Source organism: Allobosea sp. GW821-FHT03A12 (assembly GCF_058986765.1).
On the sequence record NZ_JBYSVZ010000001.1, the window covers coordinates 675894 to 699734 of the forward strand.

Consider the following 23841-nt stretch of genomic DNA (forward strand, 5'->3'; position numbering starts at 1 on the left):
CTCGAAGCTCAGGCGATCACGATGTCGATCAGGTTCGGGCCGGGCGCGGCGAAGGCGGCGCGCAGGCGCGGGGCGAGATCCTCGGGGCGCTCGACGCGCTCGCCCGGCACGCCCTGTCCCCCCGCCAGTTGCGTGAAGTGGATGCCGGGCAATTCGGTCCCGGCCGGCTTGTCGTTCGGCGCGTAGCCGAAGACCGGCGCGAAATCCTGCAGCGCCGCATAGCGGCGGTTGTTGAGGATCAGGAAGGTCATCGGCAGGTTCAGCTGCGCTGCGCTGTAGAGCGCCTGGATCGAATAGAGGCTGGAGCCGTCGCCGATCAGCGCGATCACCCGCCCCGGCAGCTTCATCCGCTGGCGCGCCAGCGCGACACCGACGGCCGCCGGCATGCTGTGGCCGAGGCCGCCGCTCGCCATGGTGTAGAAGCTGTCGGCGCCGCTCATCGGCAGATAGGTCTGGATGGTTGAGCGCGTGCTAGGCGCCTCCTCGACCACGACATCGTCGGCATGGCGCTCCCGGTCGATCACCGAGAGCGCAAAGGCGGCCGACATCGGTACGCCAGGCGACGGCACCGGTGGGATGGGGCGAGACAATGCCGCCTCGCGTCCGGCCTGGGGCGCGCTCGCGGCGAGCAGCGCCCGCACGCCGAGATCGAGGCTGGCGACGACGCTGTCTCCGACCGGCGCCCAGGCCGCCTGCTGCGGATCGTCGACGATCTGGGCGAGCTGCGCGCCCGGGGGGACATGCGGTCCGTTGCCCTCGACGTGATAGGTGAAGGCCGGCGCACCGAGCACCAGGATGAAGTCGTGCGGCGCCAGGCGCTCGACGATCTTCTCGCGCATCGCCGGGAGGAAGCCGCAGAACTGCGGATGGCGCTCGGGGAAGCCGCAGCGCGCGCACATCGGCGGGACATAGACCGAGGCCTGATGGCGCTCGGCCAGCGCGACGACATCGTCTACCGCCAGGTCGCGCGCGACGCCGGCGCCGACGACGAAGGCCGGCCGCTTGCTGGTGTTGAGGCGTTTCGCGATCGCCGCGAGCGCGTCCGGCGCCGGGGCGAGCGCCTGGCTGACGCGGCGCGGCAGGACGAGTTCGCCGGGCTGGTCCCAGTCATCGGCGGGGATCGAGATGAAGACCGGGCCGCGCGGCGGCTGCATCGCGATGTGATAGGCACGCGCCAAAGCGAGCGGCAGGTCGGCGCCGCGCGCCGGCTCGATCGCCCATTTGACGTAAGGCTTCGGCAGCTCCGTCGCCTGCACCGAGGCGAGGAAGGGGTCGAAAGGCAGGATCGAGCGCGCCTGCTGGCCGGCGGTGATCAGGAGCGGCGTCTGGTTCTTGAACGCCGTGAAGATGTTGCCCATGGCGTGGCCGACGCCGGCAGCCGAGTGCAGGTTGACCAGCGCCGCGTTGCGCGTCGCCTGGGCATAGCCGTCGGCCATCCCGACCACGACCGCTTCCTGCAGGCCGAGCACATAGCGGAAGTCTTCCGGGTACTCCCGGAACATCGGCAGTTCGGTCGAGCCGGGATTGCCGAAGACGGTGTCGATCCCAAGCTGGCGCAACAGGTCGAGCACGGCCTCGCGGACGCTCGGGCGGGCAGGGGAGGATGTGTTGTCGGCTGGCATGCGCGTCCCTCGGATTGGGGGCACTGTGACGACATGCTCGCCATTGCTCAATTAGATGAAGCAACTAAGTCTTATTCGCATGGCGAATATCGATTCGATCGACCTGAACCTGCTGCGACTGTTCGATGCGGTCTATCGCACCCGCAATGTCAGCCGTGCGGCCGAGGAGCTCGGCCTGTCGCAACCGGCGACGAGCCAGGCCCTGACGCGCCTGCGCCTGCTGCTGCGCGACCCGCTGTTCGAGCGCGTCGCCGGTGGCGTCAGGCCGACTGCGCGTTCGGAGCGCCTGGCGCATTCGGTCCAGGCGGGGCTGGCCCTCCTGGAAGCGGGCCTCAACGAGGGTGAACGCTTCGACCCCGCCACGACGGATGCCGAGCTCCGCCTGCATCTCAGCGATATCGGCGAGGGCCGCTTCCTGCCGCCGCTGATGACCAGTTTTTGCGAGATCGCGCCGAACCTGCGCATCGTCGCACGCGCCTGGCCGCATGAGGCGATCTCGGAGGCGCTCGACAATGGCCAGCTGCATTTTGCGCTCGGTTTCCTGCCGACCGTGGGCGGCACCGCCCATGCGGAAATGCTGAGCGATCGCTACCAGGTCTTCGTCCGCGCCGACCATCCGGTCACGCGTCAGGCCGTCGAGGGCGCCTTGAGTGCAGAGGCGATTGCGAAGCTCGACTTCGTCGCCGTGCGCTCGCACGCCCAGACGGAGCGGATGCTGGAGATGCTGCATCTCGATCCGCGCATCCGGCTGGTCGTCTCCAGCTTCATGGCGCTGCCGCCGATCATCCGCGCCACCGACCTCGCCGTGCTGATGCCGCGCCAGATCGGCTTGCACCTCGAGCCGATCGGCTCCTTCGCGCTGCTCGAACCGGCGCTGCCGCAGCGCGATTTCAGCGTCGCGCTGCACTGGAGCCGGCGCCACGCCCAGAACGCCATGCTGCGCTGGGCGCGGGAGGTCATCCTGGAGCTGTTCCGGACCGGCCGGCGATCGGAACTCGACTGAGACTGTCCCTCCGCTGCGGACACGGGATCGTCAGATCGGCTGCGCCCCGCGATAGCGCGCGAAGACGTTCTGCCGGCCGGCCGAGAAGACGACGACGTCGTAGCTGTCGGGCGCCTGCCCCGGCACTTCCATGCCGGGCGAGCCGACGGGCATGCCGGCAACGGCGAGACCGGTCACCTTCGGCTTCTCGGCGAGCAGGCGCTTGATCGCATCGGCCGGGACATGGCCTTCCAGCACATAGCCGCCGACTTCGGCGGTGTGGCAGGAGGCGAGCGCGTCGGGCACGCCGAGCTTCGTCTTCAGCGGTGCGACGTCCGGGACCTCGACCACCTCGACCGGGAAGCCTGCCGCCTGCACATGCTTGACCCAGTTGCCGCAGCAGCCGCAATTCGGATCGCGCGTCACGACCATCTTCGGCAGCGTCTCGGCGGCATCAGCCGGGCGCGACAGCCCGAATGCGGCGGCGCCAAGCAGCAGCACGCGGCGGGAGAGGGTGAATTCGTTCGTCATGTCCCGCCTCAAGCGACCAGCTCCGCGCTCGGCGTGTAGCCGGCCGCGGTGATGGCAGACCTGATCGCGGCGACATCGGCGCTGCCCTGCACGCTGACCAGCTTCGAGCCGGGATCGGCGGTGACGGAGGCGCCGGGGACCTTGCCCTCGACCGCCTGCTTGATCGTGCCGGCGCAGTGGCCGCAGGTCATGTCCTCGACGCGAAAGCTGATCGCGCCGCCGGGGGCAGGCGTCGTGGCCGAGGCCGTATTGGAATGCTGCTGGCAGGAGCACATGGTGGCTAGGTCCTTCGACTGATGATTGCTGCACCCTGCACCTTCCAACGATGGTAAGGTCAAGCGCCTTTTGCGCTTTTTCCTGCCGGTGCCGGCAACACGCCGTGGCGCTCATGCCGGATATGCGGCATGGGGCTGGCCGGGCGGCGCAAAGCCTGCATTGTTCGCCCGAACGACGAGGCTGCCACGAACGCCCATGTCCGAGACGCAAGTCCCGCGGCCGACGCCGCTGCAGCTCTTCCTGATCTTCGCCCGGATCGGCCTGACCAGCTTCGGCGGCGGGCTCAGCGGCTGGATGCTGCGGGAGTTCGTCCAGCGCCGCCGCCTGCTGAGCGAGGAGGATTTCCTCAACGGCCTCTCGATCGCGCAGGCGCTGCCGGGGGTCAACGTCACCAACATGGCGATCTGGATCGGCTACAGGCTCGCAGGGCGGGCCGGCGCCGCCGCCTCCTGGCTCGGCATCGTCGTCCCGGCCGCGATCGTGATCATCCTGATCGGCAGCGCCTTCGCCTCGATCTCCGGCTATGCGCTCAGCCATGTCGCGCTCGACGGCGCGGCCGCCGCCGCGATCGGCCTGTCGCTGGCGATGGGGTTGACGGCGGCGCGGCGGGTGCCGCGGCGGGTCTTCCCGCTCGCGGTCATGGTCGCGACCTTCATCGCGGTCGTGGTGCTGCACTGGCCGCTGCTCTGGACCGTGCTGGGGATCGGCTCGCTCAGCGTCGCCGTCTCCTACCAGCAGAGCTGAGTGCACGCCGATGCCGCCCACCGCCTTCAGCCTCCTCATCATCTTCCTGCCGCTGTCGCTGATCACGATCGGTGGTGGCCAGAGCGCGATCGCCGACATGCATCGCCAGATCGTCGACGTGAACCACTGGCTGACCGCCTCGCAATTCGTCGACGCCTTCGCCATCGCCCGGCTGGCGCCGGGGCCGGGCTCGCTGCTGGCGACGCTGATCGGCTGGCAGATCGCCGGCTTCTGGGGAGCGCTCGCCGCGACCGTCGGCATCTTCGGGCCGACCGCGGTGCTGATCTATGCGGTGACCAGTCTGTGGTCGCGCTATCAGGGTGCCCGCATCCTCACTGCCCTGGAGACGGGCCTGCGGCCGGTCGCGGCCGGGATGATCCTGGCGGCGAGCTATGTCCTGATCCAGGCGCTCGATGGCGGCTGGTTCGCGCGCGGTCTCGCCCTGCTCTCGACCGCACTGCTGATGCTGACGCCGGTCAACCCGCTCCTGCTGATCGGAGCCGGGGCCGGCTGCTTCGTCGGCCTGCACATGCTTGCGCTGATCTGACGGGCGCCGATATCCCTCGGAACCGCGCCGTCATCCTGGACAAGCGGCGAAGCCGCGCAGCTCCGGGATCCATCGTAAAACTCCGGAGCTCTACGATGGATCCCGGGCCGAGCTTCGCTCGCCCAGGATGACGGGGGTGGTTCCGTGGGAACTCAGCAAGATCTGGACAGCCGAGTGTACCGGCTTCACACGCCGTTTCTGACGGCGCGGAACTGGGCGATGAAGGCCTCTGGCTCGGGCAGCGAGGCCATGCGCGCGACCTCGCGCTCCCTCGGCGGCTTCGCCGCCAGCCCGGCAGCGCTGGTCGGGAAAAACTGGATCGCCGGGGTGCCCTCGATCCCGTAATGCTTCGCCAGCGCCTTCTCGCTCAGCTTGCCGCCACCGAAATCGGTGACCTCGCGGGCGCCGAGGATGTTGAGGTGCAGCACCGCGAAATTGTCGCGGATATAGGCTTCGATCGCCGGGTCGGCGAGATGGACCTCGTGCATGCGCCGGCAGGCCGGGCAGTTGCGCAGGCCCCAGAGGATCGCGAAGCGCTTACCGCCCTGGCTGGCATTGGTCAGGTCCTCGGCGAGATCGAGGAAGCTCTCCAGATACCAGTCTTCCTGATAGAGCCCGTCCTCGCCGAGCTTGGCCTTGGCCAAAGCCGGCGCCGCCGACAGCGTCACCAGCGTGCTCGCCAGCAGGCCGCGTCGTGTGATCATGGCGTCGCCTCCGCACCGGGCCATTACGGGCTCTGGTATAAACATATGAATACGACTATGTTCCGAGGATGATTGCAAGCGGGCGATATCGCATAGCGGCGGCGGCAGCGTTCACGTTGCCGCTATTGCTGTCGCTGACGTTTCTGCCTTTGCCGGCCTTCGCCGCCGAGCTCGTGATGTACACGCGCAATGGCTGCCCGTTCTGCCTGCGCTTCGAGCGCGAGGTCGCGCCGGTCTATGAGAAGACCCCGGAAGGCAAGGCCGCGCCGCTGCGGCGGATCGATCTGCCGGCCGGCGGCGTGCGCGGCAATGGGCTGCGCGAACCGGTGATCGCGACACCGACCTTCGTGCTGGTCGAGGATGGCCAGGAAATCGGCCGCATCACCGGCTATCTCAACGACGACATGTTCTGGGGTTTGCTCGGGCGGCTGGTTGCTGTCATTGAGTCACCCGACCAGGTTCAACGATCAGGCACACGGACCCAATGACCGCGATCGTCTCGAAAGCGCTCGAAACCGAACTGCGCGACGGCGCCGAGTTCTCGCCCGAGCTCGACCAGCTGATGCGCAAGGCCCGCAAGGCCAGCGATTTCCTCAAAGCCCTCTCGCATGAGAATCGGCTGCTGCTGCTCTGCCTGCTCGCCGAGCGGGAACGCACGGTGACCGAGCTCGAGAACCTGCTCTCGCTGCGCCAGCCCATGGTCTCGCAGCAGCTCGCGCGCCTGCGCCTCGACCAGCTCGTCACCACCCGCCGCGACGGCAAGGCGATCTATTACAGCCTCGCCAGCGATGATGTCCGGCGCGTCATCTCCGTGATCTACGACATCTTCTGCAATCCGCCCGGACCCGAAGCCGGGAAATCGTGAGCAACCATAGCCGCCAGCGGCGACTGCCATGATCGAACTGCCGGCCTGGGGCGCGGCATTGGCGGGTGTCGGCGTTGGTGCCGTTTGTGGCTTCACCGTCCGCCGTGCCCGGCTCTGCTCCTTCGGCGCGGTCGAGGATGCCTGGATGGGCGGCGACACCCGCCGCCTCAGGATCTTCGGCCTTGCCCTCGCCATCGCGCTGATCGGCACGCAGGCGCTGATTGGGCTCCACCTGCTCGATCCCGCCAATTCCACCTATGTCCAGCCGGCGCTGCCCTGGCTCTCGATCCTCGTCGGCAGCACCTTGTTCGGGCTCGGCATGGCCTTGGTCGGCACCTGCGGCTTCGGCTCGCTGATTCGGCTCGGCTCCGGCGACCTGCGCAGTCTGATCGTGATGATGGTCTTCGGCGCGGTCGCCTATGCGACCCTGCGCGGTATGTTCGCCCCGATCCGGATCGAGGTGCTGGAGAAGGTCTACTGGCCGCTGCCCGGCGGCCTCAAGGGCGACCTTGCCGGCGTCCTGAGCTATCTTGGCGCCCCGGCTGCACGTGTCCTGATCACCGCTGCCGGCGCACTCGCCCTGATCGCCATCGTCGCCATCGATCCGCGCTTGCGCCGTTCGCCGCGCCTGCTGCTGGCGGGCGCGACGCTCGGCCTCGCCGTCGTCGCCGGCTGGTGGGTGACCGGGGTCGCCGTCGATGCCTTCGACACCGTGCCGCGAGCGCAGAGCCTGACTTTCGTCTCGCCGGTCGGGCGGGCGCTCTATGCCGTGCTGAGCGTGCCCTCCGCTCTGCTCGAATTCGGCATCGGCACGCTGGCGGGCGTGACGCTCGGCTCCTTCCTGTCCGCGCTCTACGACCGCGAATTCCGCTGGGAAGCGTTCGACGACGATCGCGAGATGCGCCGCCATCTCCTCGGCGCCGTGCTGATGGGCGGCGGTGGCGTGCTCGCGGGTGGCTGCACGATCGGGCAGGGCATCTCTGCCGGCTCGATGCTGGCGCTGTCCTGGCCGCTGGCGATCGCCGGCATGATGATCGGCGCGCGGATCGGCATCGCCTTCCTGGTGGAAGGCTCGATCAGGGGGCTGTGGCAGCGCGGCTGAGGGGCCCCTGCGACACCGTTGCGCGTCATCTCGATTGACGCATATCAATTCCAATATATCTTAAATTCACTATCTGATTGAGGCGACCGGATGTCGGTCGACGCACATCGTCAAGGAGGCGGCATGAACCGCAGGAATGCCCTGACGCTCGCAGCCGGGGCGGCCATCGCCGGCATCGCCCGTCGCGCCGAGGCGCAGCAGGCTGCACCGGCAGCCGGCCTGCAGGCCGGCATCGCCAAGGCCAAGCAGACCACGCTCGGCCTTTACATGACTCCGCGGGAAGCGGCCGATGTGATGACGCGCGAGGGCGCGAAAACTCTGTTCGTCGATGTCCGCACGCGCGCCGAGATGATGTTCACCGGCTGGGCCCCGGCGATCGACGGCAATGTGCCCTTCGTCGATGTCACCGAGTTCTGGGACTGGGACGACAAGGAAGGCCGCTACAAGCTCGAAGCGAATGCGACCTTTTCGCAGGATGTCGGCCGGCTGCTGGCGGCGAAGGGGCTCGCCAAGAACGACCGCGTCATCGTCATGTGCCGCTCGGGCGATCGCTCGGCGCGGGCGGTCGACAAGCTCGCCGAGGCCGGCTTCACCCAGGTCTACAACCAGCATGAAGGCTTCGAGGGCGATCTCTCCCCGGAGGGGCGGCGCAGCGTCAACGGCTGGCGCAATGCCGGCCTGCCCTGGACCTTCAAGCCCGACAAGGCGAAGTTCTATCTGCGCGGCTGATCAGGCCGCTGAGACGAAACGGTAGGCCGCGCCCTGCCGCTCGACGCGCCCGACCGCGCCGGGCAGGTGGTAGCCGACGATCTGCACCTTGTCTTGGGCAAGCCGGTCGAGCAGCTTGCGCCGCGTCGCGACGGCGAGATCGGCATCATGGTCGGAGGCGGGACGCCAGTCCGGCCGGGCGAACGAGATCAGCGGATGCGTCAGCGCATCGCCCAGCACCATCACCGGCCCGCCGGCCGCCTCGAAGGCGAAGGAGACATGGCCGGGCGTGTGCCCGGGCGTCGGCACCGCCTCGATCCCCGGCAGCCATTCGCGGCCGGGCTCGATCCGCTCGAGCTTGTCGCCGAGCTCCTTGGCGATGCGCTGCGCCCCGGCGGCGAAGGCATGCCGATCCTCGGGTAGGCCGGCATAGACCTTGGGATCGCTCCAGAAGCCGATCTCGGGCGCGGCCACCAGCCAGCGCGCATTGGGAAAGAGCGGGCTGTCGAATTCGTCGAGCGCGCCCCAGAAATGGTCGGGATGAAGATGGGTGAACAGCACATGCGTCACCGCATCGGGCTCGATCCCGGCCGCCTTCAGGCTTTCGCCGAGCTTGCCGGAGCCGGCCAGGAAGTTCGCGCCCGAGCCGCAATCAAACAGGATGACGTCCTTGCCGCGCTTCAGGCAGGTGACGTTGAGCACCGAGCGCGTCGGCCCGCTCTGCTTTGCCTCGATGGCGAGCTCCGCCGGCGCGATGTCACGCGCCAGCATCGAGAGCGGCAGTTCGAAGCTGCCGTCGCTGAGGACGGTCAGCGTCTCCTCGCCGGAGCCGAGCGTCGCGACGACCTGTGCCAGGGCCGGTGAGGCCAGCGCACAAGCGCCGGCAGTCAAGAACAGGCGACGCGTCAGCATGGAGCGCTCCGAGGATCGATCGGTGCAGTGAGTTCCAAAGGCGGCGCTTCCCTAGCCGTCATTGCGAGGAGGCGAAGCCGACGAAGCAATCCAGGGGCGGCAGAGCGCTACGTCCCCCTGGATTGCTTCGCTGCGCTCGCAATGACGGATGTGGCCGCAATGCCGGCCGCCCCTACTTGTTCACCGGCGATTCCGGATCGAACAGATAGGCCATCACATCCTTGATCTGCTGCTCGTCCAGCACCTTGTTGACGCCGAAGCGCGGCATGTTCGAGCAGGGCACCACCGCCATCGAATTGTAGATCTTGGTGTAGGCGTCCTTGATCGTCTCGGGATCGTATTTCCGATCCTTGCCGTACGCGGACAGGCTCGGGCCGAGCGTGCCGTAGCTGACCTCCTTGGGATCGAGCTGGTGGCAGGCGAAGCAGTTGCCGCCGGCGACCGTGCCGGGCGGATCGGAGAACTGGCCGCCGCGGCCGTTGTTGGCGACCTGATAGCCCTTCTTCCAGTCGCCGAGGAATTTGCCGTCGGCGGGATAGACGACGCGGGCGCTCTCGCGCTTCAGCATCGCCTCGGAGTCGGCCGAGGACGGGTTGTTGCGGGTCGTGTTGCAGACCGCCAGTGAATCGTCCGGCTTGATCCTGGCCTGCCATTCGGCCGAGGCCTTGCCGAAGGTCGACTTGATATAGGCGTCGATCACGGCCTGGGCCGGACGCTCCTCGGCCGTGGCGGACCCTGTGGCGACCAGCAAGGCCGCCAGGGGAATGAGTGTCCTGATCATCACGTTTCCCCTTTAGCGCTTGATCGACGGGACTTTGATCTCGCCGCCTTCGGCCTGCTTCTGCAGGAAGACGGTGAGCGCGGTCAGGGCTTCCGAGCCGTATTCCGGCACCGGCCAGCGCTGCTGGCGATAGCAGTCCCAAAGCCGGTGCTGCATCGTCCGGAGCGCGCTCTGCGAGACCCGGTAGGTCGGCCACGAGCCCATCGTCTCCTGCGCGGTCTTGCCCTTGACCGAGAGGTTGGGCAGGCCCTGCAGGCGGATGCGCTTGCCTTCCTCGGCATGGCAGGTGGCGCAGGAGAAGTCGTTGACGCCGCCACGGGTGTAGAACAGCGCCTCGCCGACCGCCGCCATCTCCTTCTCCTTGGGATGGGAGAGCTGCGGCTGGATCTTCATCTCGCTCGACTTGTTGGCGATGAAGGCGACGAGGTCCTCCATGTCGGAAGCCCGCGCCGGACCCGAGAAGCGGCGCAGGACGACCTCCTTGGTGTCGAGCCCCTGCAGCTTGTCCATGCACCAGAGCAGGCGCTGCTCGGTATCCATCACCTTGTCGGCATCGGCGAAATAGCGCGGCAGCTTGGCGAAGGCGCCCTCGAGCTTGCCCGGCCCCTCACCGAGGTCGCAGCCCTCCAGCGAAACGCCCTTGGTGCCACGCTTCTCGGCCCAGAGCGCCTCGCCGCGATCGACCGCGAGGAAACCCGGATTCGAGAACGGATCCGAGAGCATCTGGCGATAGCGCTCGATCTCCTTCTCGCTGTCGTCCTGCGGTGGGGATTGGGCGGTCAACGGCCCGGCCGTCATGATCATCACGGCCGCCAGCGCGGCCGCTCCGAGGATCGGAAGCTTCATCCCTAGCCCTTTCGTTTCCTCCGGGACCGCTTATCCTGCGATCTCGTTGCCGGCCCTCTCGGGGGCTTTACATTCACAAAAAACAATATCACGATACGTGCAAATGATTGGCGACCCGGCGCGGCGCCGTCAAGCGTTAAAACGAGACGAATTCCAGGGAGGAGCCCCGCATGCAGATCCAACCGTCGACGCTGTCGCGCCGCGATGCGGTGAAGGCCGCCGCCTGGGCTCTCGCCGCGGCCGCGATCGCGCCGAAGCTCGCCTTCGCCGACGAGAAGACCGTCGCCGCTGAGATCAAGAAGCTCTACGGCGACAAGCCGATGGCCTCCGGCAAGATCAAGCTCGACGTGCCCGAGATTGCCGAGAACGGCCTGGTCGTGCCGATCAATGTCGAGATCGAGAGCCCGATGACCGAGGCCGACTACGTCAAGGCCGTGCACGTCTTCGCCGAGGGCAACCCCCAGCCGGGCGTCGTCAGCTACCAGTTCACCCCGGCCTGCGGAAAGGCCTCGGCCGCGACGCGCATGCGCCTCGCGCAGACGCAGGACATCATCTGCGTCGCCGAGATGTCGAACGGCGCGCTGCACACGGCCAAGGCCAACATCAAGGTCACGATCGGCGGCTGTGGCGGCTGACGCCCGGCATCGTCATCGAACAGAACAAGGCGAGGAAACTGAAATGACCACCAAGCCCACACCCCGTGTGCGCGTTCCGGCCAAGGCCGCCGCCGGCGAGATGATCGAGATCAAGACGCTGATCTCGCACGAGATGGAATCCGGCCAGCGCAAGGACGCCAAGGGCGAGACCATCCCGCGCCAGATCATCAACAAGTTCTCGGCGAGCTTCAACGGCAAGCCGGTGTTCTCGGCCGACTGGTTCCCGGCGATCTCGGCCAATCCCTACCAGTCCTTCTTCTTCAAGGCGACGGAATCGGGCGAATTCACCTTCACCTGGAAGGATGACAACGGCTCCGAATACACCGCCAAGAACAAGCTGACGGTCGGCTAACGCCAACCGTCATTCCGGGGCGCCGCGCAGCGGCGAGCCCGGAACCCAGAACCGATACGGGTTCCGGAGATGGTACGCCGAGCGTTCAGCCCTTGTGAGAGGGCGCATCGGTTCTGGATTCCGGGCTCAGGCCTGTCGGCCTGCCCCGGAATGGCGGGAAAGAACTCGATTGAACCCCTGGATCGCGATGTGCGCGCATCCAAAGGATGAGTTATGATCTCGAGACGAGACTTCCTGCAGGCGACGGCGGTCGCCGCGGCTCTGACTGCCGGCTCCGGCCTCGGCCCGCTCGGGCGCGCCGCCGCCCAGCAGAAGCTGTCGCAGGCCGATATCCTGCGCTTCGAGCCGCAGGGGCAGGTCACCATCCTGCATGTGGCCGATATCCACGCCCAATTGATGCCGCTGCAGTTCCGCGAGCCGGCGGTCAATCTCGGCGTCGGCGAGGTCAAGGGCCTGCCGCCGCACCTGACCGACGCGGCCTTCCGCGAGCATTTCAAGATCGCCGCCGGCTCGGCCGACGCCTTCGCGCTGACCTCGGACGATTTCGTCGCGCTCGCCCGCAATTATGGCCGGATGGGCGGGCTCGACCGGATCGCGACGCTGGTCAAGGCGGTTCGGGCCGAGCGCGGCAACGACAAGGTCCTGCTGCTCGACGGCGGCGACACCTGGCAGGGCAGCTGGAGCTCGCTCCAGACCAAGGGCCAGGACATGGTCGACGTGATGTCGGCCCTGAAGCTCGACGCGATGACCTCGCATTGGGAGTTCACGCTCGGCGCCGAGCGGGTCAAGGAGATCGTCGAGGCCGCGCCCTTCGCCTTCCTCGCGCAAAACATCCGCGACAAGGAATGGAACGAGCCGGTCTTCCCGCCGCGCAAGGTCTTCGAGAAGGGCGGCGTCAAGGTCGCGGTGATCGGCCAGGCGCTGCCGCGCACCGCCGTCGCCAATCCGCGCTGGATGTTCCCGGAGTGGGAATTCGGCATCCGCGAGGACGAGCTGCAGAAGCAGGTCGAGGAAGCCCGTGCCGAGGGCGCCGCGATCGTCGTGCTGCTCTCGCATGACGGCTTCGACGTCGACCGCAAGCTGGCGAGCCGGGTCAAGGGCCTCGATATCATCCTGACCGCCCATACCCATGACGCCATGCCCGGGCTGATCCGGGTCGGCGAGACCGTGCTCGTCGCCTCCGGCTCGCATGGCAAGTTCGTCTCGCGCCTCGATATCGCGGTGAAGGACGGCAAGGTCGCCGATATCCGCTTCAAGCTGATGCCGGTCTTCGCCGATGCGATCGCGCCCGATCCGGAGATGGTGGCGCTCGTCACCAAGCTGCGCGCGCCCTATGTCGCCGAACTCGCCAAGGAGATCGGTCGCACCGAGTCGCTGCTCTACCGGCGCGGCAACTTCAACGGCAGCTTCGACGACCTGATCTGTGACGCCATGCTCTCGCAGCGCGACGCCGAGATCGCGCTCTCGCCCGGCTTCCGCTGGGGCGGTTCGCTCCTGCCGGGCGAGGCGATCACCTGGGAGGCGATCAGCAATGCGACCGCGATCACCTATCCGAACTGCTACCGGATGGAGATGACCGGCGCGCAGCTCAAGGAGATCCTCGAGGACGTCGCCGACAACATCTTCCACCCCGACCCCTATTTCCAGGGCGGCGGCGACATGGTCCGCATCGGCGGCATGGGCTACGCCATCGATGTCGGCAAGCCGATGGGCAGCCGCATCTCCGGCCTGACGCATCTGAAATCCGGCAAGCCGATCGACGCTTCCCGCAAATACGTCGTCGCCGGCTGGGCCAGCGTCAACGAAGGCACGCAGGGACCGCCGATCTGGGACGTGGTCCGCGACCACATCACGGCGACCAAGACCATCACCATCAAGCCGAACGACGCCGTGAAGGTGAGCGGGGCATGAGCGCCTCCGCCATCACGCTCGTCGAAAGCCAAGGAGACGAGGCATGACCTCTCCCGCAAAACCCGATCCGCTGAGCCGCCGCCGCTTCCTCGGCGGGGCGGCACTCGCCGGAGCCGGCCTCGCCGGCACCGGGCTCGCCCGCGCTGAAGCCGGCAAGCCCGACCCGCTGATCACCGAGGTCCAGGACTGGAGCCGCTATCTCGGCGAGGGCGTCGACAAGCGGCCCTATGGCACGCCGTCGCGCTTCGAGAAGAACGTGATCCGCCGCGACGTCTCCTGGCTGACGGCTTCGCCGGAATCCTCGGTCAACTTCACGCCGCTGCATGAGCTCGACGGGATCATCACCCCGTCCGGCCTCTGCTTCGAACGCCATCATGGCGGCATTGCCGATATCGACCCGGCCAATCACCGTTTGATGATCCATGGCCTGGTCGACAAGCCGCTGGTCTTCACCATGGAAGACATCAAGCGGATGCCGCGGCAGAACCGCATCCACTTCCTCGAATGCGCCGCGAATTCCGGCATGGAGTGGCGTGGCGCGCAGCTCAATGGCTGCCAGTTCACCCACGGCATGGTCCACAACGTCATGTATACCGGCGTGCCGCTGAAGGTGCTGCTGGCCGAGGCGGGCGTGAAGGCCAATGCCAAATGGCTGATGCTGGAAGGCGCCGATTCCTCCGGCATGAACCGCTCGCTGCCGCTTGAGAAGGCGCTCGACGACACACTGATCGCCTTCGCCATGAACGGGGAGGCGCTGCGGCCCGAGCAGGGCTATCCGCTGCGTGCCGTGATCCCCGGCTGGGAAGGCAATCTCTGGGTCAAATGGCTCCGGCGCATCGAGGTCGGCGACCAGCCCTGGCAGGCGCGCGAGGAGACCTCGAAATACACCGATCTCCTCGCCGATGGCCGCTCGCGCCGCTTCACCTTCTTCATGGACGCCAAGTCGGTGGTGACCAATCCGTCGCCGCAGGCGCCGCTGAAGCAGAAGGGCCGCAACGTCCTCTCCGGCCTCGCCTGGTCCGGGCGCGGCACGATCAAGCGCGTCGACGTCACCCTCGACGGCGGCAAGAACTGGCAGCACGCGAGGATCGACGGGCCGGTGCTCGATAAGTCGCTGACCCGCTTCTATGTCGATTTCGACTGGAACGGGCAGGACCTCTTGATCCAGTCGCGCGCCATGGATTCGACCGGCTATCTCCAGCCGACCAAGGAGGAGCTGCGCAAGATCCGCGGCACCAACTCGATCTACCATAACAACGGCATCCAGACCTGGCATGTGAAGGCGAACGGGGAGACCGAGAATGTCGAGATCGGTTAATCCCGCTCTGCTCGCGGGCCTTGCGGCGATCGCCGTCCTGGCCGCCGCGCCGCTGATCGCCCAGACCAAGCCGGCTGCCAAGCAGGCGCAGGCGCATCCGCCGGCCAAGGCTGCTCCGGCTCCCGCGCCGGTAGCCAAGCTCGGTCTCGGCCGCGAGGCGCTGCCGGAGGAGATCAAGGCCTGGGACATCTCCGTGCGCCCCGACGGCAAGGGCCTGCCGCCCGGCAAGGGCACGGTCAAGCAGGGCGACGAGATCTTCCAGGCGCAATGCGCCAGCTGCCATGGCGAATTCGGCCAGGGCAATAACCGCTGGCCGGTGCTGGCCGGCGGCATGGGCTCGCTGAAATCCGACCGGCCGGAGAAGACGATCGGCTCGTTCTGGCCCGATCTCTCGACCGTGTTCGACTATGTCCGCCGCGCCATGCCCTATGGCAACGCCCAGTCGCTGTCGCCGGACGAGCTCTACGCCGTCACCGCCTATTTGCTCTATCTGAACGACATCGTGAAGGACGAGGACTTCGAACTGTCCGATAAGAACTTCACCTCGGTGAAGCTGCCGAACGCGGCGGCCTTCTATGACGACGACCGCGAGACCACGGAGAAGGCCTTCTGGGGCAAGGAGCCGTGCATGACCAATTGCAAGCCGGAGGTGAAGATCACCGGACGGGCGGTGATCCTCGACGTCACGCCGGATTCCAAGACCGCGCCGAAGGTCGATTGATGCGGGAGGCCGGCGCCGTTCGTCTGGCGGTGCTCGGGCTGCTGCTGGCCTGCGCGCCGGCGAACGCCGCCGGCGACAAGGCGCTGGGGGAATACCTCTCCTCCGAGTGCACGAGCTGCCACCAGAGCAGCGGCAAGCAGGTCGGTGGCATTCCGGCCATTGTCGGCCATCCGGTCGAGCAGTTCGTCGCGCTGATGAACGCCTATCGCGAGCGCCAGCGTGACAACCAGGTGATGCAGGCGGTCGTGGCGCGGCTCTCCAGCGAGGAGATCGCGGCGCTGGCAGCCTACTACGAGAGTCTGAAGCCTGGAGCCCGTTCCGATTAGCTTGCGCCGCAAGCTAACCGGAACGGGCTCCAACTCAGAGTGGGAGACGGATTCACCGATCAGGTTGGAACAACCTGATCGGATCCGTCTCCAGCCATAGCCGGGCATATGGCCCGAGCCGAGGAGGACACGATGTCGGAGGAAACCCAGCAGGCCTCGCGCCGGGTGCTGATGCTGGCGGCGGCCAGCGGCGTGGTCGCGGCGGCCACGCCGGTGCTTGCAGCGCCCCGGCAGACGGCGCTCGCCGACCTCAAGAAGGAGGCCGACGTCGCCTGCCTCTATCATTGCGATTTCGGCGAGCCGCAGCGCTTCATCCAGATGCTGCAGAACATCGCCAACCATTATTCCGCCTATGGCGCCGATCCGTTCGCGCTGCAGCTTGCCATCGTCGCGCATGGCGCCGGGGTGAAGTTCTTCCTGGAGAATTTCGAGGGCACGAGCTGGAGCGAGGAGGCGGCCGCGATCCCGAAGATCTTCGAGCGGGTCGAGGATGTCGCCAAGAACGGGCTGAAGGTTCATCTCTGCGAGATCACCTTCTCCCGCCTCAAGATCGACAAGAGCAAGGCGCGCAAGGCCGAGTTCGTCGGCTTCGTGCCGTCGGGCGTCGCCGCCGTCGCGGCGATGCAGAGCAAGGGCTTCGCCTATCTGAAGGTCGGCTAGGGCCTGGACGAAATCTGTCGCGCACAATGGCAAGGGGAGAGGGAACCATGTCGACCAGCCGCCGCACATTCCTGTCGGGCCTTGCCGCCGCCGGCAGCTTTGCCATCGCCTCGCCCGCCGTGCTCGGCCAGGCCAAGCCGCGCGTCGTGGTGATCGGCGGTGGAGCCGGCGGCGCGACCGCGGCACGGTACATCGCCAAGGATTCAGCCGGCGCCATCGCCGTGACGCTGGTCGAGGAGAACGAGGTCTACCACACCTGCTTCCATTCCAACCTCTTCATCGGCGGCTTCAAGTCTTACGAGGACATCAGCCATCGCTACGACGCTCTGGCGAAGAACCATGGCATCGCGCTGGCCCGCGCCCGCGCCACCCAGATCGACCGCGACAAGAAGGAGGTCGTGCTCTCCACCGGCGATCGCCTGCCTTATGACCGGCTCGTCGTCTCGCCCGGCATCGACCTGAAATACGATTCCGTGCCCGGCTGGTCGAAGGAGGTCGAGGAAGCCATGCCACATGGCTGGAAGCCCGGCCGGCAGACGCAGTTGATCAGGCAGAAGCTCGACGCGGTGCCGAACGGCGGCACGATCGTGATGATCGCCCCGCCCAATCCCTATCGCTGCCCGCCCGGCCCCTATGAGCGCGCCTCGATGTTCGCCCATGTGCTCAAGGCGAGCGGCAAGCGCGACTGCAAGATCTTCATCCTCGATCCGAAGGACAGCTTCTCGAAGCAGGGCGTCTTCCAGGAGGGCTGGGAGAAGCACTATGGCGCGATGATCGAATGGCTCGGGCCGAAGGTGCATGACGGCATCAAGTCGGTCGATCCCAAGACCAACACCGTCGTCACCGGCTTCGAGACCTACAAGGACAGTGCTTTCGTCAACGTCATCCCGGCGCAGATGGCCGGCGAGATCGCCCGCTCGGCGGGCCTGGCGCCGGCGGGTGGCTATTGCACCATCGATCCGGCCTCGATGAAGTCGGTTGCCGATCCCAACATCTTCGTGCTCGGCGACGCCTGCATCGCCGGCGACATGCCGAAATCCGCCTTCTCCGCCAACAGCCAGGCCAAGGTCGCGGCGATGGTGATCCGCGGCGAGCTCGCCGGTGCCCGTACCTTCCCGGCGCGCTACATCAACACCTGCTGGTCGCTGATCGAGACCGACGACACCATAAAGGTCGGCGGCCGCTACGAGCCGAAGGACGGCAAGATCGCGGCGAGTGAGACCTTCGTCTCGCAGCCGCGCGAGAGCGCCGAATTGCGCAAGGAGAACCAGGCCGAGAACATCGGCTGGTACGCGGCGATCACCGCCGACATGTTCAGCTGAAGCCATTCACCGCGCGGCCGCCTCGGGAGCCCGCGCCGAGTTTTCCTTCCTTCTCAGGATCCAAAACGCATGAAACTGCCTGTCGCCGCCGCTGCCTTCGCCGCCACCTTCCTCGCCACCAGCGCCCAGGCGCAGGACATTTCCGCCGGCGAGCGCTCCTGGAACAAGTGCCGGGCCTGCCACCAGATCGGCGAGGGCGCCAAGAACCTGGTCGGCCCGCAGCTCAACGGGCTGTTCGGACGCCATACCGGCGCGGTCGAGGGCTACAGCTATTCGACCGCCAACAAGGGCGCGAACATCACCTGGGACGAGGCGGCCTTCGCCGAATACATCAAGGACCCGAAGGCCAAGATCCCCGGCACCAAGATGGTCTTCGCCGGCATCAAGAACGACAAGGAAATTGCCGATCTCACCGCCTTCCTCAAGCAGTTCGACAAGGACGGCAAGAAGCTGTAAGCCGGCTCAGTTTATGGCGCCGCGCTCGATCTGCAGCGTCTCGTCGGCGATCGCGTCGAGCAGCGCCGGCGTCGATTCCGTGATCAGGATGGCAAGGTCCGGCCGGCCGCGCCGGAGTTCGCCCAGCGTGCGCGCATAGTCAAGCGCCAGCGCCGGGGCGAGGCCCTGGAAGGGTTCGTCCAGCAGCAGCGCCGTGCGGGCGACCATCAGCGCCCGGCCGAGCGCCACCATCTTGCCCTGGCCGCCGGAGACGCCGCCGCCCGGGCGCTTGCGCATGGTGTGGAGCTGCGGCAGCAGCTTATAGACCTCGTCGAGCCGCCGTGCGCGCTCGGCCGCCGGCAAGGAGAGCGCCAGCGCCGGCAGCAGGATGTTGTCCTCGACGGTGAACTCCGGCACCAGCCGGCGGTCCTCCGGCGCATAGCCGATGCCCTGTGCGGCGCGCTGATAGGCCGGTGTCGTGCCGATCTCCTGGCCGTCGAGATGGACCGCGCCAGCCTCGACCGGCAGAAGTCCCATGATCGCCCGCAGCGTCGTCGTCTTGCCGGCGCCGTTGCGGCCGATCAGGATCGTCGTCTTGCCGGAGGTCAGCCCCAGCGACACCGATCGCAGCACCTGCACGCCAGCGATCGCGACGGTCACGCCTTCCATGCGCAGCATCACGCCACTCCCACGACATTGCGCAGCACGCGCTCGTCCTTGAACACCTCGGAGGGCGGCCCTTCCGCCATCACCGAGCCGGAATCCCAGACGACGACGCGGTCGGCGTAGCGCTGCACCACGTCCATGTCGTGCTCGACGAACAGCGCCGTGACTTTGGCGCGGCGCAGCGCTGCCATCAGCGTCTCCATCAAGGTGAAGCGCTCGATCGTGCTGACGCCACTGGTTGGCTCGTCGAGCAGGACGAGGCGCGGTTTCAGCGCCAGCGCGATGACGATGTCGAGGAGCTTGCGCCGCCCCTCAGGCAGCGCGCCGGCGAGCTGCCCGGCCTCGCCGTCGAGCCCGACGAGCGCCAGCAGCTCTTCCGCCTCGCGCCGCCGCCCATCGGCGCCCAGCGCCTTGAACGGCACCCAGATGCCGCGCTTGGCCGCGACCGCGATCATCAGGTTGTCGAGAACCGTCTGGTCGAGGAAGAGCTGCGGGATCTGGAAGGCGCGGGCGATGCCGCGCCTGGCGATCGTGCGCGGCGCCATGGCGGTGATCGGGTTGCCGTCGAGATAGACCTCGCCCGAGCTCGGCCGGAGATAGCCGGTGCAGAGATTGAGGAAGGTCGTCTTGCCGGAGCCGTTCGGGCCGATGATGGCGAGGAACTCGCCCTCGCGGATCTCGAGATTGACGCCGTCGGCGGCCTGCACGCCGTAGAAGGAGATGCGCAGGTCCTTGGCCTGGAGGAGGGGCGTCGTCATGCCGGTTCTCCGCTGCGGCGCCGGAGCAGGCCGTAGAGCCCGCTCGGCAGGAAGAAGATGACGCCGATCAGCGCGACGCCGATGATCAGGTTCCAGGCATCGGTGACGCCGACCGCGAGCGTGTGCAGCACTTCGAGGAAGAGCGAGCCGATGAAGGGGCCGGCGACGCCGCCGATGCCGCCGAGCACCGCGACCAGGACGAGATGGCCGGACGCCGTCCAGAAGGCGAATTCGGGCAGGATATGGCCGATCGCCATCGCCGCGATCGCCCCGCCGATGCCGGCGAGCGCGGCCGAGATCGTGTAGGCGATCAGCAGGACGATGCGGACGGGAACGCCGAGATATTCGAGCCTGAGCTCGTTGGTGTGCACGGCGGCGAGCGCCTGGCCGAGCGGGCTCGCAAGGTAGCGCTGCACGCCGTAGCCGACGCCGACCATCAGCACCAGGCCGGCATAATAGAGCGCGGTGTCGAAGCTCGCCTTGTCGAGCGCCAGGCCGAAGAAGCGCGGCACCGCCAGGCGCAAGCCATCCGTGCCGCCGGTGATGCCGTAGAGCTTGGAGAGCAGCGCGTAGAGCACCATCGACATGGCGAGGTTCAGCATGGCGAAGAAGATCGCGCGGTAGCGCACCAGGAAGGCGCCGACGAGCAGGCCGGCCAGCGCCGAGGCGAGCGTGCCGAGCAGGAGCAGCACCACGAACTCGTTCAGCCCGGCCCGGGCCAGGAAGGCGATGGCATAGGCGCTGACGGCGTAGAACATGGCATGGCCGATCGAGATCAGCCCGCCGCGCAGCAGCACGGCGACGCCGAGCGCGGCAAAGCCCTTGGCGACGGCGAGCGTCAGCACGAATTGCAGCCAGGGCGCGGCGATCGGCGCGAGCGCCAGCGCCGCGAGGGCGACGAGGAAGAGGGCGGCGCGCATGGCGGTCAGATCCTCCGGGTCGCCGCCTGGCCGAACAGCCCATAGGGGCGGACCAGCAGCACGACGAGCATGACGATGTAGGGGGCGACCGCATCGAGCGATGGCGCGAAATAGATGGCGAGCACGCGGGCAAGGCCGACGATGATCGCCGCCAGCGCCGCGCCTTCGATCTGGCCGAGCCCGCCGATGGCGGCAACGGCGAAGGCGAGCACCATGGTCTCGGCGCCAAGGCCGGGGGCCGCGCCCGCGGTCGGCGTCGCCAGCGCTCCGCCGAGCGCCGCCAGGAAGACGCCGAGCGTGAAGGAGAGGATGAAGACGCGGTTGGTGTTGATGCCGATGCTCTGCGCCATCTCGCGATCGGCGACGACGGCGGTGACGAGCCGGCCGATCCGGGTCTTCGTGAGCAGGATGCGCAGGCCGAGGACTACGATGACGGCGAGGCCGATCAGCAGCAGCTGGTAGTTGAGGTAGACGACGCCGCCGATCTCGGTCGAGCCGAGCAATTGCATCGGCGTGTCCTCGGCGAGCGAGCGCACGCCGAAGACGATGCGCTGCAGGTCTTCCAGGATCAGGAACAGGCCGAAGGTGACGAGGATCTGGATCGCTTCCGACTTGCCATAGGTCCAGCGCATCAGGCAGCGCTCGACCAGCGGGCCGAACAAACCTGCGACGATTGCCGCGCTGAAGACGAGGGCCGGGAAGGAGAGCCAGGGGTTCAGGCTCGCGCTGGCGATCCACAGCCCGATCGAGGCGGCGACATAGGCGCCGATCGCATAGAAGCTGCCATGCGCGACGTTGAGCACGCGCAGCACGCTGAAGACGAGGGTCAGCCCGACAGCGACGAAGAAGATCAGCGCCGCGCTGGCAAGGCCGTCGACGGCGAGCGGAATCAGGGTGTCGAACATGAGCGGCACCTGGGATTGATGACTGGGAAAGAGGGGCGGGAGGGCGTGGACGCGCCTCCCGCCTACGGGGCTTACTGGTAGCTGCCGGGCTTGGGCTGGGCGGCGAGGAAGGCCGGGCTCAGCGTGCCCACCCACTTGATCGCGTCTTCGCCCTGGGGCGGCATCAGCGTGTCGCCCTTGTAGCGGACCATGCCGCCGATCACCGGGAACTTGTAGTCGGGCGACTTGGCGGTGACGCCGACGACCTGATCGACGAGCCCGTCATTGTCCTTGCGGGTCACGGTGGTGCCGGTCAGCGTCTTGACCGTGCTGCCGCGCATGGCATCGGCGATCTCGTCGCGGCTCGGCCATTTGCCGTCGCTCTTCTTCAGCGCGGTTTCATAGGCGGCCTTCATGTAGATGATCGCGTTGGCCATCTTGATCGCCGGGAAGACCGGGTATTCGCCATAGCGCTTCTCATAGGCCTGGACGAAGGCCTTGGTCACGCCATTGGCCTTGGCGTCGGGCGACATCCACCAGCCGTCGCCGAGCACGCCGACGATCACGCCCTCGGGCAGGTTGGCGCGCTGCAGCACGGTCTCGCCCAGCGCCAGCACGACCTGGCTCGAGGTGAACAGCCCGCGCGGCTGGGCCTGGCGCACGAAGTTCTCGAGATCGGCGCCCCAGAGATTGGAGAACACCACATCCGGCCGCGAGGCGGAGAGCTTCGAGATCTCGGTCTGGAAATTGGCGGAGCCGAGCTTGGGGAACAGCTCCGCCACGACCTCGACATCGGGCTTCAGCGCCTTCATCGCGGTCTTGAAGATCAGCGCCGCGTCATGGCCGAAGGCGTAGTCGGGATTGACGATGGCGATCCGCTTCACGTCCGGCTTGCGCTGCAGGAGATAGAGCGCGTAGGCGACGAATTCCGGAATCGTGTTGCCGTTCGGGCGGAAATAATACTTGCTCTTGCCGTCGAGCAGGAGCTGGTGCGTGTCGCAGTTCCAGCCGATCGTCGGGGCCTGCATCTGCTCGGCGAGCGGGGCCAGCGCCAGGCAGTTGGCGCTCGACAGCGCCGCGATCATCACCTGGTTGCCCTTGTCCTCGGCGAGGCGGCGATATTCGGCGATCACGCCCTGCGTGCCCTGCGCCTCGTCGACATAGGTCGCCTTCAGCGGCACGCCGCCGATGCCGCCGCGGGCGTTGATCATGTCGATCATCAGCTCGGCGGCGTTCTTGCCGGGCATGCCATAGGCGGCGGCCGGGCCCGAGGTGAAGGTCAGCACGCCGAGGCCGAGCGAAGCCGGCTTCTCCTGCGCGAGCGCCGAGCCCGCGAGCGCACCGAACGAGACCGCCAGAGCGGCCATCCAAGCTGATCTGATCATCTTTCCTCTCCGTTTCCGATCGGTGCCCTGCCCGGACGCCGTCGCCGTCCCTGCGCAACTGCGGCGCTTGGAAATCTCTATAAAAATCCTTGTGAAACTTCACAAGGATTTTTATAGAGGAGCCGCGAAGTTTTTTTGGGCAGGCTGCCCGGCGAACGGGCAGCGCGATTTCGGGAAGGCGAGAGGCGATGAAGACCCTGGCACTGACGGTGGAGAGCCGGACCGGCTCCAGCCCGCTGACCGCGGCGATCGACGAGTTGGTGATCGGCGGCTGGGCCGGGCGCGACAAGGCGGCGATGGAGCACCACATGGCCGAGCTGGAGGCGCTCGGCGTGAAGCGGCCGACCTCGACGCCGGTCTATTACCGCGTCGCCGCCGCCCGGCTGACCACCGACCCGGTCATCGAGGATGTCGGCGCCAATAGCAGCGGCGAGGTCGAGGCCGTGCTGTTCGCCTGCGGCGGCAAGACCTATGTCGGCGTCGGCTCCGACCACACCGACCGCCAGGTCGAGACCTATGGCATCAGCGTCTCCAAGCAGGTCTGCGACAAGCCGGTCGCCGCGACCGTCTGGCCCTATGAGGAGGTCGCCGGCCATTGGGACGAGCTGATCCTGCGCAGCTTCGCGGTGATCGACGGCGAGCGCCGGCTCTATCAGGAGGGGCCGATCTCGGGCCTGCTCGCGCCGGAGGACCTGATCCGCGGCTTCAACGGCAAGGCTGCGCTGCCCGAGGGCACGGCGATCTTCGGCGGCACCATGCCGGCGATCGGCGGCATCCAGATGGCCAGCCGCTTTGAAGGCGAGCTGGAGGATCCGGTCCTGGGCCGCAGCATCCGCTTCGGCTACGACCTCAAGATTCTGCCGATCCGGGGTTGATCGCCCCGGCCTCCGGAAGGACGATGGCGGCG

29 protein-coding genes are annotated in these 23841 nt (G+C 67.3%); 17 read left to right on the forward strand and 12 right to left on the reverse strand.

Annotated elements, in window-relative coordinates:
* Positions 1-8: 8 nt before the first annotated feature.
* Complete coding sequence (gene mdlC, locus AC3WLC_RS03170) at positions 9-1622, reverse strand: benzoylformate decarboxylase (RefSeq protein WP_493682475.1); 1614 nt, start codon at positions 1620-1622, stop codon at positions 9-11.
* A gap of 79 nt (positions 1623-1701) precedes the next feature.
* Between mdlC and AC3WLC_RS03175 the strand changes: the two genes are divergently transcribed.
* Positions 1702-2625 carry a LysR family transcriptional regulator gene (locus tag AC3WLC_RS03175; protein WP_493682476.1) on the forward strand — a complete coding sequence of 308 codons (924 nt, stop codon included), beginning with the start codon at positions 1702-1704 and terminating at the stop codon, positions 2623-2625.
* A gap of 30 nt (positions 2626-2655) precedes the next feature.
* On the opposite strand, the gene AC3WLC_RS03180 is transcribed toward AC3WLC_RS03175, so the two are convergent.
* Positions 2656-3135, reverse strand: coding sequence for a DUF411 domain-containing protein (locus tag AC3WLC_RS03180; RefSeq protein WP_493682477.1), 480 nt, complete (start codon positions 3133-3135; stop codon positions 2656-2658).
* 8 nt (positions 3136-3143) lie between these two features.
* Positions 3144-3410, reverse strand: a complete 267-nt coding sequence (locus tag AC3WLC_RS03185; RefSeq protein WP_493682478.1) for a heavy-metal-associated domain-containing protein — start codon at positions 3408-3410, stop codon at positions 3144-3146.
* A 196-nt stretch (positions 3411-3606) separates the two neighbouring features.
* Between AC3WLC_RS03185 and AC3WLC_RS03190 the strand changes: the two genes are divergently transcribed.
* Together AC3WLC_RS03190 and AC3WLC_RS03195 are read left to right on the forward strand one after the other, a co-directional pair.
* Positions 3607-4155, forward strand: a complete 549-nt coding sequence (locus AC3WLC_RS03190; protein WP_493682479.1) for a chromate transporter — start codon at positions 3607-3609, stop codon at positions 4153-4155.
* Between the two features lie 10 nt (positions 4156-4165).
* A complete protein-coding gene (locus AC3WLC_RS03195; protein ID WP_493682480.1) occupies positions 4166-4702 on the forward strand; it encodes a chromate transporter in 537 nt (178 codons plus the stop codon).
* 185 nt (positions 4703-4887) lie between these two features.
* Here the strand turns inward: AC3WLC_RS03195 and AC3WLC_RS03200 are convergent, their stop codons facing one another.
* Positions 4888-5406: a thioredoxin family protein gene (locus AC3WLC_RS03200; RefSeq protein ID WP_493682481.1), complete on the reverse strand. Its 519-nt coding sequence runs from the start codon at positions 5404-5406 to the stop codon at positions 4888-4890.
* A 68-nt stretch (positions 5407-5474) separates the two neighbouring features.
* Here AC3WLC_RS03200 and AC3WLC_RS03205 point away from each other — a divergent pair, with 68 nt between their 5' ends.
* The 4 genes from AC3WLC_RS03205 to AC3WLC_RS03220 all read left to right on the forward strand — a co-directional run bounded on the left by AC3WLC_RS03205 (position 5475) and on the right by AC3WLC_RS03220 (position 8102).
* Positions 5475-5894: a thioredoxin family protein gene (locus AC3WLC_RS03205; protein ID WP_493682482.1), complete on the forward strand. Its 420-nt coding sequence runs from the start codon at positions 5475-5477 to the stop codon at positions 5892-5894.
* Positions 5891-6271: a metalloregulator ArsR/SmtB family transcription factor gene (locus tag AC3WLC_RS03210; protein WP_346357911.1), complete on the forward strand. Its 381-nt coding sequence runs from the start codon at positions 5891-5893 to the stop codon at positions 6269-6271. The genes AC3WLC_RS03205 and AC3WLC_RS03210 overlap by 4 nt, the downstream gene beginning before the upstream one ends.
* A 28-nt stretch (positions 6272-6299) precedes the next feature.
* Positions 6300-7373, forward strand: coding sequence for a YeeE/YedE family protein (locus AC3WLC_RS03215; protein ID WP_493682483.1), 1074 nt, complete (start codon positions 6300-6302; stop codon positions 7371-7373).
* A 123-nt stretch (positions 7374-7496) separates the two neighbouring features.
* Complete coding sequence (locus tag AC3WLC_RS03220; protein ID WP_493682484.1) at positions 7497-8102, forward strand: rhodanese-like domain-containing protein; 606 nt, start codon at positions 7497-7499, stop codon at positions 8100-8102.
* Here AC3WLC_RS03220 and AC3WLC_RS03225 read toward each other — a convergent pair whose 3' ends face one another.
* The 3 genes from AC3WLC_RS03225 to soxA form a co-directional block, all read right to left on the reverse strand.
* Entirely contained in the window at positions 8103-8993 is an 891-nt protein-coding gene (locus AC3WLC_RS03225) for an MBL fold metallo-hydrolase (protein ID WP_493682485.1), read from the reverse strand.
* A 172-nt stretch (positions 8994-9165) separates the two neighbouring features.
* The gene (soxX, locus tag AC3WLC_RS03230; protein WP_493682486.1) at positions 9166-9774 is read right to left on the reverse strand and encodes a sulfur oxidation c-type cytochrome SoxX; all 609 of its coding nucleotides are present in this window, start codon (positions 9772-9774) and stop codon (positions 9166-9168) included.
* 12 nt (positions 9775-9786) lie between these two features.
* Entirely contained in the window at positions 9787-10578 is a 792-nt protein-coding gene (gene soxA, locus AC3WLC_RS03235) for a sulfur oxidation c-type cytochrome SoxA (protein ID WP_493683123.1), read from the reverse strand.
* A gap of 212 nt (positions 10579-10790) precedes the next feature.
* Between soxA and soxY the strand changes: the two genes are divergently transcribed.
* The 9 genes from soxY to AC3WLC_RS03280 all read left to right on the forward strand — a co-directional run bounded on the left by soxY (position 10791) and on the right by AC3WLC_RS03280 (position 18342).
* On the forward strand, positions 10791-11255 hold the full coding sequence (gene soxY / locus AC3WLC_RS03240) for a thiosulfate oxidation carrier protein SoxY (RefSeq protein ID WP_377013722.1): 465 nt from the start codon (positions 10791-10793) through the stop codon (positions 11253-11255).
* A gap of 43 nt (positions 11256-11298) precedes the next feature.
* Positions 11299-11628: a thiosulfate oxidation carrier complex protein SoxZ gene (gene soxZ, locus AC3WLC_RS03245; RefSeq protein ID WP_092160332.1), complete on the forward strand. Its 330-nt coding sequence runs from the start codon at positions 11299-11301 to the stop codon at positions 11626-11628.
* A 213-nt stretch (positions 11629-11841) separates the two neighbouring features.
* Positions 11842-13539 carry a thiosulfohydrolase SoxB gene (gene soxB / locus AC3WLC_RS03250; protein WP_493682487.1) on the forward strand — a complete coding sequence of 566 codons (1698 nt, stop codon included), beginning with the start codon at positions 11842-11844 and terminating at the stop codon, positions 13537-13539.
* 43 nt (positions 13540-13582) lie between these two features.
* Positions 13583-14857, forward strand: coding sequence for a sulfite dehydrogenase (soxC, locus tag AC3WLC_RS03255; RefSeq protein WP_493682488.1), 1275 nt, complete (start codon positions 13583-13585; stop codon positions 14855-14857).
* Entirely contained in the window at positions 14841-15578 is a 738-nt protein-coding gene (locus tag AC3WLC_RS03260; RefSeq protein WP_493682489.1) for a c-type cytochrome, read from the forward strand. Before soxC ends, AC3WLC_RS03260 begins: the two co-directional genes overlap by 17 nt.
* Entirely contained in the window at positions 15578-15904 is a 327-nt protein-coding gene (locus AC3WLC_RS03265; protein ID WP_493682490.1) for a c-type cytochrome, read from the forward strand. Before AC3WLC_RS03260 ends, AC3WLC_RS03265 begins: the two co-directional genes overlap by 1 nt.
* A 132-nt stretch (positions 15905-16036) precedes the next feature.
* Positions 16037-16564, forward strand: a complete 528-nt coding sequence (locus tag AC3WLC_RS03270; protein ID WP_493682491.1) for a DsrE family protein — start codon at positions 16037-16039, stop codon at positions 16562-16564.
* 47 nt (positions 16565-16611) lie between these two features.
* Entirely contained in the window at positions 16612-17886 is a 1275-nt protein-coding gene (locus AC3WLC_RS03275) for an FCSD flavin-binding domain-containing protein (protein WP_493682492.1), read from the forward strand.
* A gap of 69 nt (positions 17887-17955) precedes the next feature.
* Positions 17956-18342, forward strand: a complete 387-nt coding sequence (locus AC3WLC_RS03280; protein WP_493682493.1) for a c-type cytochrome — start codon at positions 17956-17958, stop codon at positions 18340-18342.
* Between the two features lie 6 nt (positions 18343-18348).
* Here the strand turns inward: AC3WLC_RS03280 and AC3WLC_RS03285 are convergent, their stop codons facing one another.
* The 5 genes from AC3WLC_RS03285 to AC3WLC_RS03305 all read right to left on the reverse strand — a co-directional run bounded on the left by AC3WLC_RS03285 (position 18349) and on the right by AC3WLC_RS03305 (position 22934).
* A complete protein-coding gene (locus AC3WLC_RS03285) occupies positions 18349-18999 on the reverse strand; it encodes an ATP-binding cassette domain-containing protein (RefSeq protein WP_493682494.1) in 651 nt (216 codons plus the stop codon).
* Complete coding sequence (locus AC3WLC_RS03290; protein ID WP_493682495.1) at positions 18999-19745, reverse strand: ABC transporter ATP-binding protein; 747 nt, start codon at positions 19743-19745, stop codon at positions 18999-19001. The genes AC3WLC_RS03285 and AC3WLC_RS03290 overlap by 1 nt, the downstream gene beginning before the upstream one ends.
* Positions 19742-20665 carry a branched-chain amino acid ABC transporter permease gene (locus AC3WLC_RS03295; RefSeq protein WP_493682496.1) on the reverse strand — a complete coding sequence of 308 codons (924 nt, stop codon included), beginning with the start codon at positions 20663-20665 and terminating at the stop codon, positions 19742-19744. The genes AC3WLC_RS03290 and AC3WLC_RS03295 overlap by 4 nt, the downstream gene beginning before the upstream one ends.
* A 5-nt stretch (positions 20666-20670) precedes the next feature.
* The gene (locus AC3WLC_RS03300) at positions 20671-21570 is read right to left on the reverse strand and encodes a branched-chain amino acid ABC transporter permease (RefSeq protein ID WP_493682497.1); all 900 of its coding nucleotides are present in this window, start codon (positions 21568-21570) and stop codon (positions 20671-20673) included.
* A 71-nt stretch (positions 21571-21641) separates the two neighbouring features.
* On the reverse strand, positions 21642-22934 hold the full coding sequence (locus AC3WLC_RS03305; RefSeq protein WP_493682498.1) for an ABC transporter substrate-binding protein: 1293 nt from the start codon (positions 22932-22934) through the stop codon (positions 21642-21644).
* Positions 22935-23122: 188 nt separating this feature from the next.
* Between AC3WLC_RS03305 and AC3WLC_RS03310 the strand changes: the two genes are divergently transcribed.
* Positions 23123-23809 (forward strand): DUF2848 domain-containing protein, encoded by a 687-nt coding sequence (locus tag AC3WLC_RS03310; protein WP_493682499.1) that lies wholly within the window; start codon positions 23123-23125, stop codon positions 23807-23809.
* The last annotated feature ends 32 nt before the right edge of the window (positions 23810-23841 follow it).

Excerpts from the sequence above, each read along its gene's own strand:
- mdlC (WP_493682475.1), bottom strand. The coding sequence starts at position 1,622 with ATGCCAGCCGACAACACATCCTCCCCTGCCCGCCCGAGCGTCCGCGAG.
- AC3WLC_RS03175 (WP_493682476.1), top strand. The coding sequence starts at position 1,702 with ATGGCGAATATCGATTCGATCGACCTGAACCTGCTGCGACTGTTCGAT.
- AC3WLC_RS03180 (WP_493682477.1), bottom strand. The coding sequence starts at position 3,135 with ATGACGAACGAATTCACCCTCTCCCGCCGCGTGCTGCTGCTTGGCGCC.
- AC3WLC_RS03185 (WP_493682478.1), bottom strand. The coding sequence starts at position 3,410 with ATGTGCTCCTGCCAGCAGCATTCCAATACGGCCTCGGCCACGACGCCT.
- AC3WLC_RS03190 (WP_493682479.1), top strand. The coding sequence starts at position 3,607 with ATGTCCGAGACGCAAGTCCCGCGGCCGACGCCGCTGCAGCTCTTCCTG.
- AC3WLC_RS03195 (WP_493682480.1), top strand. The coding sequence starts at position 4,166 with ATGCCGCCCACCGCCTTCAGCCTCCTCATCATCTTCCTGCCGCTGTCG.
- AC3WLC_RS03200 (WP_493682481.1), bottom strand. The coding sequence starts at position 5,406 with ATGATCACACGACGCGGCCTGCTGGCGAGCACGCTGGTGACGCTGTCG.
- AC3WLC_RS03205 (WP_493682482.1), top strand. The coding sequence starts at position 5,475 with ATGATTGCAAGCGGGCGATATCGCATAGCGGCGGCGGCAGCGTTCACG.
- AC3WLC_RS03210 (WP_346357911.1), top strand. The coding sequence starts at position 5,891 with ATGACCGCGATCGTCTCGAAAGCGCTCGAAACCGAACTGCGCGACGGC.
- AC3WLC_RS03215 (WP_493682483.1), top strand. The coding sequence starts at position 6,300 with ATGATCGAACTGCCGGCCTGGGGCGCGGCATTGGCGGGTGTCGGCGTT.
- AC3WLC_RS03220 (WP_493682484.1), top strand. The coding sequence starts at position 7,497 with ATGAACCGCAGGAATGCCCTGACGCTCGCAGCCGGGGCGGCCATCGCC.
- AC3WLC_RS03225 (WP_493682485.1), bottom strand. The coding sequence starts at position 8,993 with ATGCTGACGCGTCGCCTGTTCTTGACTGCCGGCGCTTGTGCGCTGGCC.
- soxX (WP_493682486.1), bottom strand. The coding sequence starts at position 9,774 with ATGATCAGGACACTCATTCCCCTGGCGGCCTTGCTGGTCGCCACAGGG.
- soxA (WP_493683123.1), bottom strand. The coding sequence starts at position 10,578 with ATGATCATGACGGCCGGGCCGTTGACCGCCCAATCCCCACCGCAGGAC.
- soxY (WP_377013722.1), top strand. The coding sequence starts at position 10,791 with ATGCAGATCCAACCGTCGACGCTGTCGCGCCGCGATGCGGTGAAGGCC.
- soxZ (WP_092160332.1), top strand. The coding sequence starts at position 11,299 with ATGACCACCAAGCCCACACCCCGTGTGCGCGTTCCGGCCAAGGCCGCC.
- soxB (WP_493682487.1), top strand. The coding sequence starts at position 11,842 with ATGATCTCGAGACGAGACTTCCTGCAGGCGACGGCGGTCGCCGCGGCT.
- soxC (WP_493682488.1), top strand. The coding sequence starts at position 13,583 with ATGACCTCTCCCGCAAAACCCGATCCGCTGAGCCGCCGCCGCTTCCTC.
- AC3WLC_RS03260 (WP_493682489.1), top strand. The coding sequence starts at position 14,841 with ATGTCGAGATCGGTTAATCCCGCTCTGCTCGCGGGCCTTGCGGCGATC.
- AC3WLC_RS03265 (WP_493682490.1), top strand. The coding sequence starts at position 15,578 with ATGCGGGAGGCCGGCGCCGTTCGTCTGGCGGTGCTCGGGCTGCTGCTG.
- AC3WLC_RS03270 (WP_493682491.1), top strand. The coding sequence starts at position 16,037 with ATGTCGGAGGAAACCCAGCAGGCCTCGCGCCGGGTGCTGATGCTGGCG.
- AC3WLC_RS03275 (WP_493682492.1), top strand. The coding sequence starts at position 16,612 with ATGTCGACCAGCCGCCGCACATTCCTGTCGGGCCTTGCCGCCGCCGGC.
- AC3WLC_RS03280 (WP_493682493.1), top strand. The coding sequence starts at position 17,956 with ATGAAACTGCCTGTCGCCGCCGCTGCCTTCGCCGCCACCTTCCTCGCC.
- AC3WLC_RS03285 (WP_493682494.1), bottom strand. The coding sequence starts at position 18,999 with ATGCTGCGCATGGAAGGCGTGACCGTCGCGATCGCTGGCGTGCAGGTG.
- AC3WLC_RS03290 (WP_493682495.1), bottom strand. The coding sequence starts at position 19,745 with ATGACGACGCCCCTCCTCCAGGCCAAGGACCTGCGCATCTCCTTCTAC.
- AC3WLC_RS03295 (WP_493682496.1), bottom strand. The coding sequence starts at position 20,665 with ATGCGCGCCGCCCTCTTCCTCGTCGCCCTCGCGGCGCTGGCGCTCGCG.
- AC3WLC_RS03300 (WP_493682497.1), bottom strand. The coding sequence starts at position 21,570 with ATGTTCGACACCCTGATTCCGCTCGCCGTCGACGGCCTTGCCAGCGCG.
- AC3WLC_RS03305 (WP_493682498.1), bottom strand. The coding sequence starts at position 22,934 with ATGATCAGATCAGCTTGGATGGCCGCTCTGGCGGTCTCGTTCGGTGCG.
- AC3WLC_RS03310 (WP_493682499.1), top strand. The coding sequence starts at position 23,123 with ATGAAGACCCTGGCACTGACGGTGGAGAGCCGGACCGGCTCCAGCCCG.